This window comes from Halomonas qinghailakensis (genome assembly GCF_025820815.1).
In the GTDB taxonomy this organism is placed as follows: domain Bacteria; phylum Pseudomonadota; class Gammaproteobacteria; order Pseudomonadales; family Halomonadaceae; genus Vreelandella; species Vreelandella qaidamensis.
The window spans coordinates 3,199,371-3,218,418 of record NZ_CP096973.1 but is presented as its reverse complement, the minus strand read 5'-3'; the positions used below and the strand labels follow the sequence as shown (position 1 = coordinate 3,218,418).

17 protein-coding genes are annotated in these 19,048 nt (G+C 51.6%); 3 read left to right on the top strand and 14 right to left on the bottom strand.

Annotated features, from left to right (window positions below; genetic code table 11):
- The first annotated feature begins 36 nt into the window (after nucleotides 1-36).
- Nucleotides 37-240 carry a cold-shock protein gene (locus M0220_RS14600; RefSeq protein WP_009721950.1) on the top strand — a complete coding sequence of 68 codons (204 nt, stop codon included), beginning with the start codon at nucleotides 37-39 and terminating at the stop codon, nucleotides 238-240.
- Between the two features lie 142 nt (nucleotides 241-382).
- Nucleotides 383-1,399, top strand: coding sequence for an IS30 family transposase (locus M0220_RS14595; protein ID WP_264017463.1), 1,017 nt, complete (start codon nucleotides 383-385; stop codon nucleotides 1,397-1,399).
- A gap of 32 nt (nucleotides 1,400-1,431) precedes the next feature.
- Here the strand turns inward: M0220_RS14595 and M0220_RS14590 are convergent, their stop codons facing one another.
- The 4 genes from M0220_RS14590 to M0220_RS14575 form a co-directional block, all read right to left on the bottom strand.
- Nucleotides 1,432-2,166 carry a hypothetical protein gene (locus tag M0220_RS14590; RefSeq protein ID WP_264018075.1) on the bottom strand — a complete coding sequence of 245 codons (735 nt, stop codon included), beginning with the start codon at nucleotides 2,164-2,166 and terminating at the stop codon, nucleotides 1,432-1,434.
- 38 nt (nucleotides 2,167-2,204) lie between these two features.
- Nucleotides 2,205-3,164: a lipid kinase YegS gene (yegS, locus tag M0220_RS14585; protein WP_030072228.1), complete on the bottom strand. Its 960-nt coding sequence runs from the start codon at nucleotides 3,162-3,164 to the stop codon at nucleotides 2,205-2,207.
- Nucleotides 3,165-3,203: 39 nt separating this feature from the next.
- Complete coding sequence (pepN, locus tag M0220_RS14580; protein ID WP_264018074.1) at nucleotides 3,204-5,834, bottom strand: aminopeptidase N; 2,631 nt, start codon at nucleotides 5,832-5,834, stop codon at nucleotides 3,204-3,206.
- An 84-nt stretch (nucleotides 5,835-5,918) separates the two neighbouring features.
- Nucleotides 5,919-6,404, bottom strand: a complete 486-nt coding sequence (locus M0220_RS14575) for a YajQ family cyclic di-GMP-binding protein (RefSeq protein ID WP_030072225.1) — start codon at nucleotides 6,402-6,404, stop codon at nucleotides 5,919-5,921.
- Between the two features lie 223 nt (nucleotides 6,405-6,627).
- Here M0220_RS14575 and cobO point away from each other — a divergent pair, with 223 nt between their 5' ends.
- Nucleotides 6,628-7,227, top strand: a complete 600-nt coding sequence (gene cobO / locus M0220_RS14570; RefSeq protein ID WP_030072223.1) for a cob(I)yrinic acid a,c-diamide adenosyltransferase — start codon at nucleotides 6,628-6,630, stop codon at nucleotides 7,225-7,227.
- A 141-nt stretch (nucleotides 7,228-7,368) separates the two neighbouring features.
- On the opposite strand, the gene M0220_RS14565 is transcribed toward cobO, so the two are convergent.
- The 10 genes from M0220_RS14565 to tsaE all read right to left on the bottom strand — a co-directional run bounded on the left by M0220_RS14565 (nucleotide 7,369) and on the right by tsaE (nucleotide 19,038).
- On the bottom strand, nucleotides 7,369-8,664 hold the full coding sequence (locus M0220_RS14565; RefSeq protein WP_030072221.1) for an adenylosuccinate synthase: 1,296 nt from the start codon (nucleotides 8,662-8,664) through the stop codon (nucleotides 7,369-7,371).
- Nucleotides 8,664-9,857, bottom strand: coding sequence for an ATP phosphoribosyltransferase regulatory subunit (locus M0220_RS14560; protein WP_264018073.1), 1,194 nt, complete (start codon nucleotides 9,855-9,857; stop codon nucleotides 8,664-8,666). Before M0220_RS14560 ends, M0220_RS14565 begins: the two co-directional genes overlap by 1 nt.
- A gap of 195 nt (nucleotides 9,858-10,052) precedes the next feature.
- Nucleotides 10,053-10,937, bottom strand: a complete 885-nt coding sequence (gene hflC / locus M0220_RS14555) for a protease modulator HflC (RefSeq protein WP_030072217.1) — start codon at nucleotides 10,935-10,937, stop codon at nucleotides 10,053-10,055.
- A complete protein-coding gene (gene hflK, locus M0220_RS14550; protein ID WP_030072215.1) occupies nucleotides 10,938-12,197 on the bottom strand; it encodes an FtsH protease activity modulator HflK in 1,260 nt (419 codons plus the stop codon).
- A 133-nt stretch (nucleotides 12,198-12,330) separates the two neighbouring features.
- Entirely contained in the window at nucleotides 12,331-13,641 is a 1,311-nt protein-coding gene (hflX, locus tag M0220_RS14545; protein ID WP_030072213.1) for a ribosome rescue GTPase HflX, read from the bottom strand.
- 36 nt (nucleotides 13,642-13,677) lie between these two features.
- Nucleotides 13,678-13,926: an RNA chaperone Hfq gene (hfq, locus tag M0220_RS14540; RefSeq protein ID WP_030072211.1), complete on the bottom strand. Its 249-nt coding sequence runs from the start codon at nucleotides 13,924-13,926 to the stop codon at nucleotides 13,678-13,680.
- 151 nt (nucleotides 13,927-14,077) lie between these two features.
- Complete coding sequence (miaA, locus tag M0220_RS14535) at nucleotides 14,078-15,016, bottom strand: tRNA (adenosine(37)-N6)-dimethylallyltransferase MiaA (protein WP_264018072.1); 939 nt, start codon at nucleotides 15,014-15,016, stop codon at nucleotides 14,078-14,080.
- 57 nt (nucleotides 15,017-15,073) lie between these two features.
- Complete coding sequence (gene mutL / locus M0220_RS14530; protein ID WP_404813836.1) at nucleotides 15,074-17,020, bottom strand: DNA mismatch repair endonuclease MutL; 1,947 nt, start codon at nucleotides 17,018-17,020, stop codon at nucleotides 15,074-15,076.
- 21 nt (nucleotides 17,021-17,041) lie between these two features.
- On the bottom strand, nucleotides 17,042-18,490 hold the full coding sequence (locus M0220_RS14525; RefSeq protein ID WP_232222379.1) for an N-acetylmuramoyl-L-alanine amidase: 1,449 nt from the start codon (nucleotides 18,488-18,490) through the stop codon (nucleotides 17,042-17,044).
- Nucleotides 18,491-18,540: 50 nt separating this feature from the next.
- Nucleotides 18,541-19,038, bottom strand: coding sequence for a tRNA (adenosine(37)-N6)-threonylcarbamoyltransferase complex ATPase subunit type 1 TsaE (tsaE, locus tag M0220_RS14520; protein ID WP_264018071.1), 498 nt, complete (start codon nucleotides 19,036-19,038; stop codon nucleotides 18,541-18,543).
- Between the last annotated feature and the right edge of the window lie 10 nt (nucleotides 19,039-19,048).

Below are 19,048 nucleotides of genomic sequence, written 5' to 3'. Positions count from 1 at the left end.
CTCGCTCAATCATTAAGCATGTTAAGGATATGGACGATGGCGACTGGTACTGTCAAGTGGTTTAACGAGACTAAAGGTTACGGCTTCATCTCTCCTGATGACGGCGGTGACGATCTGTTTGCCCACTTCTCCGAAATTCAAGCTGAAGGCTTCAAGACCCTGCAAGACGGTCAAAAAGTCAGCTTTGAAGTAACTCAGGGTAAAAAAGGCCTTCAGGCTTCTAACATTCGTCCGGTCTAATACCAGAGGAATACAACAAGGCCCGCTCAAAAGCGGGCCTTATTTGTCTTTACTGATGATGTCTGTCTTTACTGGTGATATAAGCACACTTGGCCGCAGAAACTGAGTGCAACACCTGAGCATTTCGCTAAGGTGTTGTCCCATGTCTTACCTCGAACTCAGTATTGAAGAACGTGCCAGCATCCAAGTGGGTCAAGCCCAAGGGATGAGCCTTCGGCATATTGCCCAGCTCCTGGGGCGAGCTCCTTCAACCATCTCTCGTGAAATACGCCGTAACCAAATGGCCCAGAACGGTTACTGCGCCCGGTACGCCCAGCGTCAGCGAGAAAAGCGTCGAGAGGTCTGTCGTCCTGCGCGTAAGCTTTTGCCAGGCACCGAACGGTTTGATCTCATCGTGCATATGTTGCGGCGACGCTTGTCTCCCGAACAAATTAGCGGCAAGCTCAAGACGATGAAACTACCTGATTTGCGCGATGCCTACGTCTGCCGAGAGACCATCTACACGGCCATTTATGCCTTGCCTGTTGGCCACCTTCGCAAGGAACTGATTCACTGCTTGCGACAAGGTAAAACCACACGCAAGCCTCGTCGTGGCGAAGTGGATCGACGTGGACAGATCCCTGACATGATCAGCATTCACTTACGTCCGCCCGAGGTCAGTAAGCGTGAAATGCCTGGCCACTGGGAAGGCGATCTGATCAAAGGTAAGAATAACGCGTCCGCGGTAGGCACCTTGGTAGAGCTTAGCAGTGGCTATCTGATCCTCGCAAAAATGGACGACGCCACCGCCACATCCGCCGTAGCAGGTTTTAGTGCCGCCCTGAACCGAATGCCGACCACCGCTCGAAAAAGCATGACCTATGATCAGGGGCGTGAAATGGCACAGCATGCAAAAATCACTCAAGAAACGGGCGTTGCGATTTATTTTTGCGACCCCCACAGCCCCTGGCAACGTGGGGCCAATGAGAATATCAATGGTCTTATCCGTCAATATTTACCGAAAGGAACGGACCTTTCAGCACATAGCCAGGAAGAGCTGGACGCCATTGCCTTTGAGCTGAATATGCGACCTCGAAAACGCTTTGGATTTAAATGTCCGATAGAAGTGATGAGCGAGCTGATGGTCAAGTACCATGAAAGCCCATCAACCATCCAATGAGTGTGTTGCACTCAGAGTCTGCATCCGCCACATTATTCCTGAACGCGCTCAGCTGCTTGCTCCTCACCCGCACTGTTCATACTCTCACTTACCGGCCGTTCACGCTCTAGGGCCTCAAACTGCTCTTCTAAACGCTTTTGCGCTTCTTCAAAACGACGCTCAGTGTCTTCGATCAGCGCATCTACGTCGGTGGCTTCTAAATTATCATCTAACTCAGACGTACCAGGTAAGCTGGACTCCGTTTCCCAACTTGGGGTGGGAGCGTCGCCATCCATTGGTTCCAAGGCCGGTGTTTGCTGCTCTACTTCTTTAAACTGCTCATCTAAGCGACGCTGAGCTTCTTCAAAGCGACGTTCGGTTTCAGCAATAACATCATCGACATCTGAACGTGTGGTTTCACCAGGCATGGCACTGGCTTCATCGAGTGCATCTTCTGGATCAGCTGCAAGCGTATCTTCACCTGCTTCCATATCATCATTATTGGGCGAAACTGAGGTTTCCGATGCATTATTTTCGTCATCTCTCAGTGCCTCCGCTTCTTCTAACTCCTCTGCCGCTTGGCGCGCTTCAATATCATCTTCGGTATCCTCAGTACTAGCCGCGCCATCCGCCGCTTCGCTGCCGTCTTCAGATGATGCCTGTTGAGCATCAACGTCGCTACTAGAGGTGTTCTCTTCATTTACAGCGGTATCTTCCTGGGTGTCGCCGCAGGCGCTTAGCAGAAGCGCGAGACTGGCCAGTAGCGGCATCCAAAAGCGATTTCCCATTGGATTTTCTCCTTAATAGCGATTCATATAATACATAATTAGTGGCGATCATTAGCCGTCAGTAGCAAACACCCTTCTGGCAACAGCACCTTTAGGGCAAGCGGCACTACTTCGACGCAAAAGCGTTCATAACGACGCGCCTCTCCATCTAAGGTTAACGGCCAAGGCTCATCATCTGGCTGGGTCGTTACAGATAGCTGGTTGGCGGTAAAGTAGCGCACAAAGCGCCCTTCAGATGGGAATTGCTGCAGCTCATTTAACAAGGTTGGCAGTTCGGCCGCCGATGAAAAATCCTTGACTAGCAGCACATCGAAACGACCATCGTCGAGCTTGGCTCTTGGCGCTAATACTTGCCCACCACCCGACTGACGCCCATTACCTAGTGCAAGAAGTAAAAGGGAGGCTTCTTGCTGCTGATCACCCCAAGACAACGTGCCGCGATAGCTTCGGTGCCGCCAAGCTTTTAGCGCTCCCATCAAGGAATAGGCACCTCCACCCAACATGCGCTTCAGCGTTTTGGGAGTCGATGACGTTATTTCAGCGCCAAAACCACCGGTCAACATATTGATATAATAGCTGATGGCTTCTTCAGTAGCTGATTGAGCGGTTATTCTGACCACATCTATCGGCGAGGATGACAAACGCCCGGCGGCTTCGAGCGCTGGCCCTGGCTCTAACGGCAAGCCAAGAGAAGTAGCAAAATCATTGGCACTGCCTAACGGCACAATGCCTAGTGCAGGACGGCGATCATGGGCGATCCGCATTAGCCCGTTCACCACTTCATTAACGGTTCCATCGCCGCCACAGGCAATCACCCGCGTAGCGCCCAGCTCGACCGACTGGGCAGCAAAGTCAGCGGCGTCGCCCCCTTCCCAAGTCGAACGTACGGTAATCGGCATCCCTGCCTTACGCTGCTGCTCAACAGCGTCACGCAGCGCCGGGTTACCGGCAGACTTACCGTTAATAATCAGTAAATAGTGCTGCTGTATCTCTGTCACCGGCGCCTTCCCTCTCCATGGTTTATTCACTGGTATATCTTATGCCAGCGCTTTCTCAACAACTTCAAACACATTAGACGATAGCGGCTCTTGCTTAATACGTACAAGTTCATCACGCATTAACTGTTGCCGCTCTTCGTCAAAACGCTGCCACCGTGTCAATGGTGTTACTAGACGTGCAGCTATTTCAGGATTTAAACGATTTAGCTCGATAACCACATCAGCTAACAGTGCGTATCCCTTACCGTCTAAGCGATGGAAATTAACCCGATTTTGGGCAAATGCGCCTATCAGCGCGCGCACTTTATTAGGATTCTTGATTGAAAATGCGGGATGCTGCATTAAATACTGAACACGATCGAGAACATCAGACTGCGGGCGTGAAACCTGTATGGTAAACCACTGATCCATAACCAGCGGATCGTGTGCCCATTTTTCGCCAAATGCTTTCAATGCAGGAGACGCTATGTCATCACGGTCGCTATGCACCAACAATGTCAGCGCATGGCGAACATCGGTCATGTTATGTTCCGCAGCAAACTGCGTTTCACAAAACGCAATGCCCTCTTCGTCCTCAATCGCCATTAAATAGGTTAAGGCGATATTTTTGAGGCTACGCTGGGCAATCTGCTCAGGCGTTGGCGCATAAGGCTCATCGCTTTGATTCGCTTTATACACGGCGACAAATTCATCACGAAGCGCAACCGCCAAGGACTGCCGCACAAATTCGCGAGCGGCATGGATCGCATCCACATCAACGATGGGTTGCTGCTCGGCGATGTAAGCTTCAGAGGGTAGCGTTAGCATTTCAGCAAGCACCGCTTTATCGCTCATAGCACCGGTAAGCAGCGTTCTAAATGCTTCAACAACGCGAGTATCCATGACCTTTTCAACACCATTACGATGCGCAGCGATCAGATCATCTAGCGCCAGCATGGCAAGCCGCTGCCCCGCATCCCAACGGTTAAAGCCATCGCTATCATGAGTCAGTAAAAACGCAAGATCTTCACGTGAATAGGGGAAATGCAGTTTTACAGGTGCCGAAAAATCGCGTAGCAGTGAAGGAACCGGTGCTTCAGCAACGTCAGTAAAGACAAACGTTTGCTCATCGTCAGTGAGATGAATCACAGCATCTTTGCCCAGCTTTTCACCTGACAACGTTAATGTCAGGTCCTGACCTGACTTGGTACCCACTAGCCCCATACGCACAGGAATATGTAGTGGCAGTTTTTCTGGCTGCCCAGGGGTGGCGGGGGTACGCTGGCGCAGAGTGAGATGATACTCCGCATGAGCGTAATCGTACTCGCCGTGCGCATCGATTTCAGGGGTGCCTGCCTGGGAGTACCAACGCATAAATTGGTTAAGATCCGCGCCAGATACTTCGGCCATACAGCCCACAAAGTCTTCTATGGTGACTGCCTGCCCATCAAAACGCTCAAAATAAAGATCTGAGCCGCGACGGAAGTCTTCCCAACCCAGTAAATTACGCAGCATACGCACAACCTCTGCCCCTTTTTCATAAATCGTCAGGGTGTAGAAGTTGGTAATTTCAATAAAGTGGTCTGGTCGGATAGGATGTGCCGTTGGCCCTGCATCTTCGGCAAACTGGGCCGTGCGGAAAAACGAGACATCTTGAATGCGTTTAACGGGAGCTGAATTAGTATCGGCGGAAAAACACTGGTCACGAAAGACCGTAAAACCCTCTTTTAAAGAGAGCTGGAACCAATCGCGACAAGTCACTCGATTGCCCGACCAGTTATGGAAGTATTCATGGGCAACAATCCCCTCCACATTTTGGAAGGTGGCGTCGGTGGCGGTATTGGGATGGGTTAGTACTGCGGCGGAATTAAATATATTAAGTCCTTTATTTTCCATTGCCCCCATATTGAAGTCATTCACCGCCACAATCATAAACAGGTCAAGATCGTATTCACGCCCATAAACCTGTTCGTCCCATGCCATGGCACGCTTGAGAGAGGCCATAGCATGCTCGGTTTTGTCTAGGTTTTCTTGCTCAACCCACAGCTGTAGCGTCACATTGCGGCCGCTCACAGTTTCAAAAGAGTCTTCCACCTTATGCAGATTACCGGCGACCAACGCGAACAGATAGCAAGGTTTCGGGTGCGGGTCTTCCCATATCGCAAAGTGGCGGCCATTTTCTAATACACCTTGGTTAATAGGGTTACCATTAGCGAGCAGCACTGGCTCACTGGTGGCATTGCCAATCACCGTTACTTTAAAGGTGGCCATCACATCAGGACGATCGGGGTAGTAAGTAATTCTCCGAAAGCCTTCTGCTTCGCATTGGGTGCAATACATGCCGTTAGATTGGTATAGCCCTTCCAGTGCCGTGTTGCTGCTGGGAGCAATTTCCACCTCACTCTCCAGCATGAAAGCCTCTGGCACATCTGCTATGTGCAGCACCTCATCTGTTAGCTGATACGCAGCATCAGGCAAAGAGTTACCATCAATAGCGACTGATATTAGCGTCAGTTGTTCACCGTTAAGTACTAGCGGCGCCTGTGAATCAGCGCTGGGATGACGCTCTATATGCAGGCGTGCTTTCACGCGGGTTGCTGCAGGGTCAAGATCAAACGTCAGCTCGGTATGGGTAACTTGGTAGGCGGGCGGCTGGTAGTCGCTTAAATAAACCGGCTGCGGATCAGACATAGTGCGTGACTCCTGTAAGCTTATAAATTATTTGATGGGGCAGCGTCTAATGCTGCTCCATCGCCTTACTATCTAACGTGGTAATTAATCACGGAAGTTATCGAACTGTAGCGGTAATTCAGGCCCCTCTTCGCCACGTAAAAGCGCCATCACGCTCTGTAAATCGTCGCGTTTTTTACCCGTAACGCGTACTTTTTCACCCTGAATTTGAGCCTGTACCTTTAGCTTACTGGCTTTGATACGCTTAACCACATCTTTGGCTTCAGCTTGGTCGAGCCCCTGCTTAAGGATGATTTCCTGACGAGCCTTCACTCCAGATAACACTGGGTCTTGAATATCCATACAGCGGGCATCAATACCACGGGCGATTAGGCGGTTGCGCAATACGTCGATCATTTGCTGAAGCTGAAAATCCACCTGCGCTTCAAGCTGAACCTTTTCACCCTCGAGGGTAAAGCTGGCATCGACGCCTTTAAAATCAAAACGTGTTTGCACTTCACGGTTTGCCTGATCGACAGCGTTGGACGCTTCGTGCTGATCAAACTCTGACACAATATCAAATGAGGGCATGGCAATTTTCCTGGTAAGACATGACCCACTATTCTAGAGCAGCTAGACCCCAACCGGCCAATTCTCTTAAATAATGTGACTCATCAACTCCAATATCGACAACCAAAAGCTTAACAATACCTCTCAATAACTATACAAACCTTATCTTTGGCAATGTTAAATTGACGCTGGATGAATTACCCTAACCACCACTGAATTAATCACTTGCCAATGGGTACATACCATGAGCGATCGCGATGCACGTCACAAAGCGTCGATGGAAAAACTGAAAGCCCGAGTTGACGAGAAAGTTGCCAACGCCACTGAACAACGTGGACTGTTATTGATAAACACGGGTAATGGCAAAGGCAAGACCACCGCCGCGTGGGGCACTGTCACCCGCTCGCTTGGCTATGGGTATAAGGTTGGTGTCGTGCAGTTTATTAAGGGGCTGTGGGAGTGCGGGGAACGCAACCGACTTGAAGATGATGCCAACCTAAGCGTTGCCATTATGGCAACAGGCTTTACCTGGGACACTCAAAACCGCGAGGCAGATACCCAAGCTTGCCAAAAAGTGTGGCAAGAGGCTGAAAAAATGCTCGCTGATCCAGACACGTATTTAGTGGTACTAGATGAAATTACCTACATGTTGAAATTCGGCTACTTAGATATTGATACAGTTAAACAAGCATTGATCAACCGCCCACAGGAACAAACAGTAATTATTACCGGACGCAATGCACATCGAGATTTAGTAGCAATGGCCGACACAGTGACAGAAATGCAAGAAGTACGTCACGCTTTCAACAATGGCTTACAGGCTCGTCGTGGTATCGATTTTTAGTTTTAATATGCTTGCTTTAAAGAACTTGCTTTAAAGAACTTGCTTTAAAGAAAAAGGGGCGATCTAATCGCCCCTTTTTTCAATCACTTAATAGCTTCAGCCACTAACCATCACACTAATTAGTCGTGGAATACTACTGGTTTAGCCATCAAACGGGTTACGCAAAACAATTGTCTCCACGCGGTCAGGACCGGTTGAGATAATGTCGATGCTGGTGCCCACCTGCTCTTCTAAGAAGCTAATATAAGAACGAGCGTTTGCTGGCAGGTCTTCAACCCGCTTAGCGCCCAAGGTGGACTCTTTCCAGCCTGGCAGATCATGGTAAAGCGGCTCGACGGCTTCATAGCCTTCTGAATCAACTGGATTATCCAAAACATCGCCATCTTTGCTGCGATAGCCTACACACACGCGGATATTTTCCAGTCCATCCAACACATCAAGCTTGGTTAAGCAGATACCAGAGACTGAATTGATCTGTACAGCATGGCGTAACGCTACGGCGTCAAACCAGCCACAACGGCGCGGGCGACCAGTGGTTGCTCCAAACTCATGCCCACGCTCGGCTAAATGACGGCCATGGTCGTCAAAAAGCTCTGTTGGGAAGGGGCCGGAACCAACACGAGTGGTGTAAGCTTTGGTGATACCTAGTACGTAGTCTAGGTAAAGCGGGCCCACGCCTGAGCCGGTAGCCGTACCACCTGCCGTGGTATTGGAACTGGTAACGTAGGGGTAGGTACCATGATCAATATCCAACAGCGAACCTTGAGCACCCTCAAACAGAATATTCTCACCGGCTTTACGAAGATCGTGCACCATACTAACGGTGTCTGTGACCATAGGCCGTAGCTCTTCGGCCATCTGCATAGCAGTGTCCAACACTTCCTGGAAGTCTACCGCTGGCTCACCGTGATAGTTCACCAATACAAAGTTGTGGTAGTCCAACACCTCACCAAGCTTCGAGGCAAAACGCTCACGGTGAAGCATATCGCCTAAGCGCAGACCACGACGGGCTACTTTATCTTCGTAAGCAGGTCCGATCCCACGACCAGTCGTGCCAATTTTAGCAATGCCGCGAGCCTTTTCACGTGCTTGATCTAAACGCACATGGTAGGGCAGGATTAACGGGCAAGCAGGCGACAAACGCAGGCGCTCGCGTACCGGCACGCCCTTCTCTTCAAGCTCGCGAATCTCTTTGATCAGCGCTTCAGGCGATAACACAACGCCATTACCGATCACACAGGTTTTACCTGGGCGCAGCACACCGGACGGAATCAGGTGAAGAACCGTTTTCTCACCGTCAATCACCAGCGTGTGGCCAGCATTATGGCCGCCTTGAAAGCGCACCACCGCTGAGGCTGACTCGGTGAGCAGGTCAACAATCTTGCCTTTGCCTTCATCACCCCATTGGGTACCCAGGACTACGACATTCTTACCCATTATGCACTCGTCTCTTGTGTCAGGGCCGTTGTCTGCCAACGACCGTCAATAAACTCAAGACGGCGGTCACAATTGTGCTCCGCCGGCCCAGTACGCTGCCCAGGCAGCGCTTGAATCACGCGTTCACCCTGCTCACGCAGCGTGGCAATGGCAGCGTTAAGCGACTCTTCTTCTTGGGCAGGCGCCCAAATAGCACCCTGACGGGGTGAAGCTGAGGCCAGCGATGCCAGTTGTTTTAAATCCATGGAGAAACCAGTCGCCGGACGCGCACGGCCAAAAGCACGACCAGTGTCATCATAGCGTCCGCCTTTAGCTAGTGCATGACCATAGCCGGGCACATAGGCGGCAAACATCATGCCAGTGTGATATTGATAACCGCGCAGCTCTGCCAAATCAAAATAGAGCGAAACATTAAAACGCGCCAACACGCCTTTATAAAGCGCTTCCAACTGATCAAGTGCCGCCATTACCGGCGCTGGGGCATCAGCAAAACGGTCTCGAGCTTGCCTTAACACGCTCGCATCACCATGCAGTTCACCAAGCGCTATTAGCATATCTGCTAAGGCTGGGTCGCTGACGCTCCGGCGAACCAGCTCAGCTAATTGGCCGGGCGACTTAAGCGCTAACGCTTCAAACAGCGCACGCTCTTGCTCATCGCTGAGCGCAGCCGCCTCAACAAGGCTACGATAAATGCCAATATGGCCCAGCGCCAAATGAATTTCATCAGCGCCGGCGGCTTTTAAGCTGGCCAGAGCCAAATGAATAATTTCACCGTCAGCCTCTAAACCTGCGTGACCAAACAGTTCGACACCCACCTGCACAGGACTTCGACCGCCCTGGTGCTGGTCGGCTTTAGCACGAAGAACGTTTGTGCAGTAGCACAACCGAACGGGCCCTTGGCGCTTTAGCGAGTGAGCGTCCATACGCGCTACCTGTGGGGTCACATCGGCAGATGCACCCATCATTCGGCCCGTGAGCTGGTCAGTTAATTTAAAGGTCTGAAGATCTAGATCGGTACCGGTACCCGTAAGCAAGGAGTCCAAAAACTCCACCGGCGGTGGCATTACTTGGTCGTAGCCCCAGCAATGGTAGAGATCAAGCAGCGCGCGGCGCAGCTCTTCCATGCGGCTTGCCTGAGGCGGCAGCACCTCATCCATGCCGTCGGGCAATAGCCAGCGGTCAGCGATGGTCATGTGAACAATCCTGCGAGACAATGAAGGCCCAAACGCAGCTACCTTATGACGCGTTTTAGGCGTTCATAGACAAGCGCTAGCGAAATAAGGGCCACAAAAAAACCGGGCGACGCCCGGTTAATTAAGTCTATCACGTTTGTGCGCCAGATAAACCCCGCTGAGATTGCATAACCTAGCGGGGCTAAACGCACATAATTACTCAGCGTTGCCAGGGGCTGCACTGCGTAGATAGCGGAAGAAATCACTATCTGGTTCCAGCACCAACAGGTTGTTATCGCCTGCGAAGCTTTCACGGTATGCGTTCAAGCTGCGCCAGAAGGCGAAGAATTCCTGATCCTGTCCATAGGCCTGGGAGAAAATCGCTGCCGCTTCTGCATCACCTTCACCACGCAATGTTTCAGAACGCTCATTAGCCTGGGCAAGCAGTACTTGACGGCGACGATCAGCATTAGCACGAATACGCTCAGCCTCTTCCTGCCCCTGAGCGCGCCACTCCCGAGCTTCACGTTCACGCTCAGAACGCATCCGCTCGAATACCGCTGCCGATACATCTTCTGGTAAGTCGATACGCTTGATACGAATGTCACGAATTGCAACACCCAGCTCATCGCGCATCAGCTCATCAAGCTCTGCAGTTGGTCCTGTCATCAGGTCATCGCGGCGCTCAGCGATAATTTCCTGAAGATTCAAGCGACCAAACTCGTTACGTAAGCTTTCATCTACACGCGGTTGAATTAGGCGAATCGCCATTAATTCGTCACCCGCAGTGGCCTCGTAGTAACGCGTGGGGTTAATCACCTGCCACTTAACGTAGGAGTCCACAATAACCGCTTTCTGCTCAAGCGTTAGATAGCGGCTAGTATCAGTGTCAAGCGTCAGCAAACGCGTATCAAATTTACGAATCGTTTGAGCGATTGGGATTTTAACATGCAGCCCTGGCTGAATGTTCTCCTCAATGACTTCACCAAAGCGTAGCTTTACGGCGCGCTGAGTCTCATCGACTACATACAAGCTATTACTAGCCAGCCAAGCCACAGCGGCCAAGCCACCTACGATTAGCAGGGATCGATTATTAATCATTTAGCGGCCCTCCCTGCGGATAGGATTACTGGATGACGAGGATGAAGAACTACCTTGGTTTCCCCGCAATGAGTCCAACACCCGCGGATCGATTGATTCACCGCTACTGCCCGTATTGGAAGAAGCGTTATCGCTACCCGAGCTTTCGCCACGCATTTGGTCCAGTGGCAAATACATCAAAGGAGCATTTTCACTTACATCCAGCAATACTTTGGGCGTTTTTCCAAAGACATCTTCAATCGCATCTAGGTACATACGCTCACGCATGATGTCAGGCGCATTGCGATACTCGGTTAGCAATGCGGTAAAGCGGTTAGCTTGACCTTGCGCTTCAGCGACAACCGACTCCCGATAACCTTGGCCCTGCTCAACGACACGCTGCGCTTGACCTTGTGCCGCAGGAATAATGGCATTGGCGTAAGCCATCCCTTCGTTGATCGTACGCTGACGATCTTCACGTGCACGAATAACATCATCGAACGCATCAATAACGGGCGCAGGCGCTGACGTGGACTCAATGTTAATTGTCTGCAAACGAATACCAGCACCGTAAGCATCCAGATAAGATTGAAGTCGGCTTGCCACAGAACTACCCAGAATCTCACGCCCAGAGGTCAAGATATCGATCATATCCGTACCGCCGACAACGTGACGCAAAGCAGAGTCCAATGCATTTTCGATGGAAAGCGCTGGATCACGCACGTTTAATACGAAGTCACGAGGATTAGCCACCTGGTACTGCGCAGAAATTTCCACTTCAACGATGTTTTCATCTCGCGTCAGCATTGACTGCGTTTGAGAAACTGACCGCACGCGGGTCACGTTTACCATACGCACATCATCGATGAGTGGTGGGTTCCACTGTAGACCAGGATCTACGATGCCCTGATACTCGCCGAAGCGTAGCACAACACCACGCTCGGACTGATCGACTAAGTAGAAACCAGAAGCGGCCCAAATAGCCAAGGCAACAATGACCAGTAGACCAGGAAGCGCAAGAGAATTACGAGGCTTACCGCCACCGCTCTTACCACTCCCGTTACCGCCACTGCCTTTCTTGCCGCTACCACCTAGCATTCCGTTTAGCTTGTCTTGGAATTTTTTTAGTGCCTCGTCAAGATCGGGAGGACCTTGATTGTTGCCACCATTATTACCTCCACCATTATTGCCGCCGCGGTCACCGCCGTTATTACTGCCACGTCGGCCACCACCACTCCAGGGGTCGTGCTGGTTGCCACCACCAGGCTCATTCCAGGCCATACGTCTTCTCCACTAAGGTGTTCACCTGCACTTAGCCTTACGGTTAGCAAGGCCGGTGCTTTTCATATTATTGCTATATAAATCTTGTACCATACTTCTACCCAAGTTCACATACGCCTAGCAGCCTGGTTAGCTACCATTCATTTATTTCACGTAATGCGACGGGTAAATAAGTGTTGGCACGCTCACCAAGTTGGGCCATGAGCTGATTAAAATCACGTCTGGGCAAGCGCACATCTAAGACAGACTGCCCTTGCTCATCAAAATACTCTCTACGCACTGCGTTCAGCTCATGCAAACCGGCACGAAGCTTACCTTGTTCTGGCGTCAGTGTTAGCGAGAAGCTAATAACGTCATTGGCTAGCCGCTCGGTTAGCGCCTCATGCAGCAAATCAAGCCCCTGCCCCTGCTGAGCAGAAAGCCATACTACTTCAGGGACACCATGACCATCGCGCTCAATACGTGGCGCACTATCTAGCCGGTCGATTTTATTCATGACTTTGAGAACTGGCACACTATCAGCGCCTATCTCTTTAAGCACACGATCAACTTGCTCAACGTTGGCGTCGCGATCAGGATCCGCGGCATCAATTACATGCACAAGCAATGATGCTTCTGCAGCCTCTTGAAGTGTTGCTCGAAAGGCTTCGACGAGCTTATGCGGTAAGTGACGAATAAAGCCTACCGTATCAGCCATCACCACCGGCCCGACGTCTTCGACTTCGAGACGACGAAGGGTGGGGTCAAGTGTGGCAAACAACTGGTCAGCAGCATATACCTTGGCATCAGTAAGCGCGTTAAACAGCGTCGATTTACCGGCATTGGTGTAACCAACTAATGAAACGCTGTGGATTTCAGCGCGTGAACGGGCGCGACGATTCTGGTCACGCTGGCTGCGTACTTTGTCCAGCCGCTTGTGAATTGACTTGATGCGTCCGCGTAACAAGCGGCGGTCGGTTTCTAGCTGTGTTTCGCCAGGACCACGCAAGCCAATTCCGCCTTTTTGACGTTCTAAGTGTGTCCACCCTCGCACTAAGCGAGTAGACATATATTCAAGCTGAGCAAGCTCTACCTGCAGCTTACCCTCATGGGTTCGTGCCCGCTGTGCAAAAATATCAAGTATTAGACCTGTGCGATCAAGTACTCGACACTTAAGCTCATGCTCAAGATTACGCTCTTGGGAAGGGCTTAAACTATGGTTGAAGATCACCAGTTCTGCTTGGTGAGCTGCGAGCAATGCTCGCAGCTCTTCCAACTTGCCTGACCCAATAAACGTACGGGAATCAGGGCGTTGTCGGCTAGCAGTGAGTAGCGTCGCAGGCTCTGCACCAGCAGAGCGCACGAGCTCCAAAAACTCACCCGGGTCTTCACGTGCTTGTTCAGCATGAAAATCAACGTGAACAAGTACTGCCGTTTCACCGGCATCTGGGCGTTCAAAAAACAATCAATACCTCGTGGACTCTCAAGCTATCCAGCGGTGTTAGATGTCCGCATCAGGCGCGGCTGGATCTTGTACCGGTAAGCGCACATTGCGCGAAGGCACTACCGTGGAAATAGCGTGTTTATAAACCATCTGACTGACGGTATTGCGCAACAAAATGACAAACTGGTCAAATGATTCAATCTGGCCCTGCAATTTAATGCCGTTCACCAGGAAAATAGAGACCGGAATGCGCTCCTTGCGCAAAATGTTCAGGTACGGGTCTTGAAGGGACTGCCCTTTGGACATGTTGCTCTCCCTAAAACTGTCGTTGGGGTTGGTTATAAATGGCGCGCCCTACTGGTGCTACGCCGCAATCTTGTTGCCCGAAAGGCTTGGCGTTGTCAAAAGAGCCAGCCGGCCACTCGAAAACACTTGCTTACGAAATCACTATCTTACGCTAAGCACCGCTTTCACGCACGAATTTCAGCACCTTATCCAACACGTTGGGCTGCTGCGAGTCTACCCATGTTAGTGATGGCCAACTTCGTAACCAAGTAAGCTGACGCTTAGCGAGTTGACGCGTTGCTATCACACCTCGTTCGACTAACTCGCTTTCGTCGTAAACGCCGTCTAAGTATTCCCATACTTGACGATAGCCAACACTCTTCATTGCTGGCAAGCCAAGATGAACATCAGGGCGTTGTTTGAGGGCGGCAACCTCATCTATCAAGCCTTCAGCTAACATTGTTTTGAAACGCACAGCAATACGACTGTGTAACCAGTGGCGATCGCTAGGCGCTAACGCTATCGACATCACCCGCCAGGGAAAGGTTTCTGGCTGCTGTTCTGCCCACAGCTCACTCATCGGTCGGCCACTTGCATAATAAACTTCAAGCGCGCGCATAAGGCGTTGCGGGTCGTTTGGATGAATCCGCTGCGCAGACACACTATCCACGTCAGCCAGCATACGATGCAGCGCCGCTAGCCCTTCATTTTGTCTGATAGCGTCCAACTGTTGGCGTATATCGGCATCGGCGGAGGGCAAGTTGGCTACGCCTTCCACCAGCCGTTTGAAATAGAGCATCGTCCCACCGACCAATAATGGCACGCTGCCGGCCGCGCTGATTTGCCGCATCTCCTGCAACGCATCTTCACGGAAATCGGCGGCAGAATAAGGTTCACTTGGATCGCGAATATCAATCAAACGATGCGGTGCACGCGCTAACTCAGCCGCACTCGGCTTAGCACTACCAATATTCATCCCGCGATACACCATCGCAGAGTCTACGCTAATCAGCTCATGCCCCAATCGCTCATGTAGCGCTATCGCCGTATCAGTTTTGCCGGCTGCCGTTGGCCCCATTAAAAAAATCGCCCAGGGGCGTGTGTCAACCATTTGCTTTCAGCACTCCTTTGTTTGTATTTTCCGGCCGCGTCTTCACTGACCACACCACTATTGCCCACGTAAGAATAGGCGGTCGAGTGCTTTCATGCTCATTTGTGTCCACGTTGGGCGGCCATGGTTGCACTGGTCGCTTCGCTCAGTGCGCTCCATATCGCGTAACAGCGCATTCATTTCATCGATAGTTAAACGCCTGTTAGCGCGCACGCTACCATGACACGCCATGGTTGATAGCAATTCATGTATACGTGCCTCGACTTGATGAGTTCGCCCATAGCGCGAGAGTTCTTCTAGCATTTGACGTATCAGGGCTTCTGGATCTGCCTGAGCCAATAGGGCTGGTAATTGACGAACTAGCAAGGTTTCCGGGCCCGCCACATCTAGCTCAACGCCAAGCTGGGCAATGGCGTCGCGCTCGCTTTCAGCCGTTGCCACTTCGGTGCGGCTGGCAGCCAGGGAAACAGGCACCAGCAACGGCTGTGTATCAATTCCGTTAGCTGCGGCCAGTTGGCTCTTCATGCGCTCATAAACAATTCGCTCGTGAGCAGCATGCATGTCTACGAGCACCAACCCCTGGGCGTTTTGCGCCAAAATATAAACACCGTGCAACTGCCCTAGCGCAAAGCCCAATGGAGGTGCCGCAGTAGCATCATGCTCTGGCATTGCCAACGGCGCCTCACGCACCTCCGTGGCCTTTGGTGAGGAAATAACGCCAGGTCCCCTTGGCTGCGGCGTTAATAGTGTCTCCTCATGATCAGGATGTAACGCTTGATAGCCTTGCATAAAACGGCGCACTCGCTCGCCCCCCGGATGCCGATCAGGGGAGTCTGATAGCGCCATGCCTTGCTGCTGCCAACGGGGGGGTGGCGCTTGACCTTGGCCTTTCGCCTCAGACACGCTCACTTCATCGGCTGGTTCAGCAGTTGGCTCTGTAGGCTGACCCTGGCCCACTTCTTGCTCACCGTCATTTGGTTTAGAAGACGCCAGACAGTGGTGCAAACTAGAGTAAAGAAAATCGTGCACCATACGGCCATCGCGAAAGCGCACTTCATGCTTGGTTGGGTGCACGTTGACGTCGACGACATCAGGATCAAGTTCCAGGTAAAGCACAAACACTGGATGACGCCCGTTATACAACACATCACGATAAGCCTGACGCACCGCATGGGCGACTAAACGATCGCGCACCACACGGCCATTCACAAAAAAGTATTGCTGATCCGCCTGGGAGCGAGAGTGTGTGGGCAAGCCGACCCAACCACTAATACGTAACCCACCCGCTTCTCGCTCAATATAACGGGCATGCTCAATAAAGTTTTTACCTAGTAGAGAAGCAATACGCCGCTCGCGTGCGGCTGGTGTCACACCCGGCGGTAGCTGGTGAATCACCTTCTGGTTATGACGTAGCACCCAGGCGACATCGTAACGAGATAACGCCTGGCGACGAAAAGCCTCTTCAACATGGGCAAATTCTGTTTTTTCGGTACGTAAAAATTTGCGCCGTGCGGGCGTGTTAAAAAACAGATCCCGTACTGAAACGCTGGTACCCCGTGGGTGAGGTGCAGGCGTCACTCGCGCCTCCATACCACGCCCCTCAGCAGTCACTCGCCACCCTTGGCGGGGGTCATCTTCCGCATTAGAGATTAGCTCCAGCCGCGAGACCGAGCTGATCGAAGCCAACGCTTCGCCTCGAAACCCCAGTGAACTCACGCCCTCTAGATCTTCAAGACTATTGATTTTGCTGGTCGCGTGGCGAGCAAGCGCTAGGGGTAAGTCTTGTTCGCCAATGCCAATACCATCATCACGTACTTTAATAAGCCGTGCGCCACCTTGCTCTATCTCCACTTCAATGCGCTGACTGCCAGCATCAATAGCATTCTCAATCAGCTCTTTCGTTACTGAAGAAGGGCGCTCAACCACTTCCCCCGCGGCGATTTGGTTTGCCAACCGGGGATCAAGCACATGAATACGCGTTGGCGAAGAGATCAATTCAGACAACCGTCACCTCGGGACTTATGATTATGAACGCGGAATGCGTAACACCTGACCGACACGAATAACGTCACCGTTAATATCATTGGCCTGTTTGAGCTGGTTCACTGGCACACCGTGACGTACCGCAATCGCTGACAGCGTATCTCCTGATTGAATACGGTATTCATTTCCGCTTGGGCGACGCTGATTGTCACGCTGCCACGCCAGTAGGCTTGCAGGCGGAGGGTTTCGCTCAAAGTGATCACGCAAACCATTAAAAATGGCCGTTGATAACCCACGCTGATGCACCGGATCACGTAAGCGACGCTCTTCATCGGGATTAGAAATAAAGCCAACTTCAATAAGTAGCGACGGAATATCAGGCGATTTCAGCACCATAAACCCAGCCTGTTCAACACGAGATTTATGGAGACGATTGATACGCCCTAATTGATCAAGCACCTGCCCACCGATCGATAACGAATCGTTTAACGTCGCCGTCATTGTGAGGTCCAGCAGCACACCGCGCAGCACTTGATCTTTATCGCGCAGGGAGAGATTACCGTCGACACCACCGATCAGATCCGAACGGTTTTCACTATCAGCAAGCCATTGAGCCGTTTCAGACGTTGCTCCTCGCTGGGAAAGCGCATAAACAGAGCTTCCTTGAGGCCGCGGACTGGTAAAGGCATCGGCGTGAATCGACACAAAAAAGTCAGCCTTCTGTTCACGGGCTAGCTGCGTACGCTGGCGAAGCCCAAGATAGTAATCGCCGTCGCGAATGAGCACTGCCTTGAAGCCATGGGTACCATTCACTTCTGCTGCTAAACGTCGCGAAATTTCTAATACAACGTCTTTTTCTCGTGTTCCTGCCGGGCCAATAGCTCCAGGATCTTCACCGCCGTGCCCTGCATCAATCGCGATAATGATATCCCGCCGCGGATGTGGCTGGGCAGGCTGAACCTCAACGGCCGACTCCTGGGGAGCTTGCGATGGTCTCGTTACTTGCTCCTGGGGCTGGGGCTCGGACTGCGCCTGAGACTGAGCTTGTGCCTGTGTATTTGCTCGTTGGGCGAGTATTTCTTGATCACGAATCATCGCCTCTATAGGGTCAATCGGATTTTCAACCGCACTCTCACCAGGATATTCAAGGTCAACCACTAAACGATGCCCATATTGGTCATTAGGAGGTAACGTAAAGTGACGTGGAGATATCTGACGATTAAGCTCTAATACGACTCTCAAGCCGCCGCCATCACGTACACCGGTGCGCACTTCGTCGATAGCGCTACCGTTCAAGGGAAGTGTTGACACATCGGTATCTAAGTAGCTGTCATCAAGATCAATCACTAATCGTGACGGGTTCTCAAGAGAGAACACATTGGCGTTCGCCGCTGCCGTAAGGTCAAACACCAAACGCGCATGATCTGGGGCTGACCATAGCCGCATACTTTCTACCGTTGCCGCCTGCAGCACTGAAGCACCCGCCGCCATAATAACAACGCCAACCGACACGCTGCGTGCCAAGTAGCTTAGTACGCTTTTTATCGCCATTGAATTCCACCACTGTCGAGCTGCTCGTTGCACCGCTTATCAACCAACTCGCTTATTACCCGTTCACCCAAGCTGGTTTCTGCGGTTAGCGTTACTAAGCGCCCAGGATCATCCACCTCCAGCGTTACTCGAACATCAGGCGCAGGAAGCCACCCTTGACCTCGGCTCGGCCACTCAATCAAACACAGCGCTTCATCGGCAAGCACGTCTCGCCCACCAATAAACTCAAGCTCTTCTGGGTCTGCTAAACGATACAGATCTAAATGATAAATGCGTTGCGCACCTAACTCATAGGGCTCTACCAACGTATAGGTAGGGCTTTTAACCGCTCCCTGGTAACCATAAGCGCGCAATATACCGCGTGTCAGTGTTGTTTTACCTGCGCCTAAGTCGCCTTCCAAATAAACACGCCCGTGGCCTTTCAGCGCTTCCCCCAATGCCTCACCAAAAGCAACGTGGGCCACTTCATCATTCAATTGCACTTGCATGTAGGCCGCC

What these genes read in the sequence shown, in the direction of transcription:
- M0220_RS14600 (WP_009721950.1), top strand. Translation starts at nt 37, where the DNA reads ATGGCGACTGGTACTGTCAAGTGGTTTAACGAGACTAAAGGTTACGGC.
- M0220_RS14595 (WP_264017463.1), top strand. Translation starts at nt 383, where the DNA reads ATGTCTTACCTCGAACTCAGTATTGAAGAACGTGCCAGCATCCAAGTG.
- M0220_RS14590 (WP_264018075.1), bottom strand. Translation starts at nt 2,166, where the DNA reads ATGGGAAATCGCTTTTGGATGCCGCTACTGGCCAGTCTCGCGCTTCTG.
- pepN (WP_264018074.1), bottom strand. Translation starts at nt 5,834, where the DNA reads ATGTCTGATCCGCAGCCGGTTTATTTAAGCGACTACCAGCCGCCCGCC.
- M0220_RS14575 (WP_030072225.1), bottom strand. Translation starts at nt 6,404, where the DNA reads ATGCCCTCATTTGATATTGTGTCAGAGTTTGATCAGCACGAAGCGTCC.
- cobO (WP_030072223.1), top strand. Translation starts at nt 6,628, where the DNA reads ATGAGCGATCGCGATGCACGTCACAAAGCGTCGATGGAAAAACTGAAA.
- M0220_RS14565 (WP_030072221.1), bottom strand. Translation starts at nt 8,664, where the DNA reads ATGGGTAAGAATGTCGTAGTCCTGGGTACCCAATGGGGTGATGAAGGC.
- M0220_RS14560 (WP_264018073.1), bottom strand. Translation starts at nt 9,857, where the DNA reads ATGACCATCGCTGACCGCTGGCTATTGCCCGACGGCATGGATGAGGTG.
- hflC (WP_030072217.1), bottom strand. Translation starts at nt 10,937, where the DNA reads ATGATTAATAATCGATCCCTGCTAATCGTAGGTGGCTTGGCCGCTGTG.
- hflK (WP_030072215.1), bottom strand. Translation starts at nt 12,197, where the DNA reads ATGGCCTGGAATGAGCCTGGTGGTGGCAACCAGCACGACCCCTGGAGT.
- hfq (WP_030072211.1), bottom strand. Translation starts at nt 13,926, where the DNA reads ATGTCCAAAGGGCAGTCCCTTCAAGACCCGTACCTGAACATTTTGCGC.
- miaA (WP_264018072.1), bottom strand. Translation starts at nt 15,016, where the DNA reads ATGGTTGACACACGCCCCTGGGCGATTTTTTTAATGGGGCCAACGGCA.
- M0220_RS14525 (WP_232222379.1), bottom strand. Translation starts at nt 18,490, where the DNA reads ATGGCGGCGGGTGCTTCAGTGCTGCAGGCGGCAACGGTAGAAAGTATG.
- tsaE (WP_264018071.1), bottom strand. Translation starts at nt 19,038, where the DNA reads ATGCAAGTGCAATTGAATGATGAAGTGGCCCACGTTGCTTTTGGTGAG.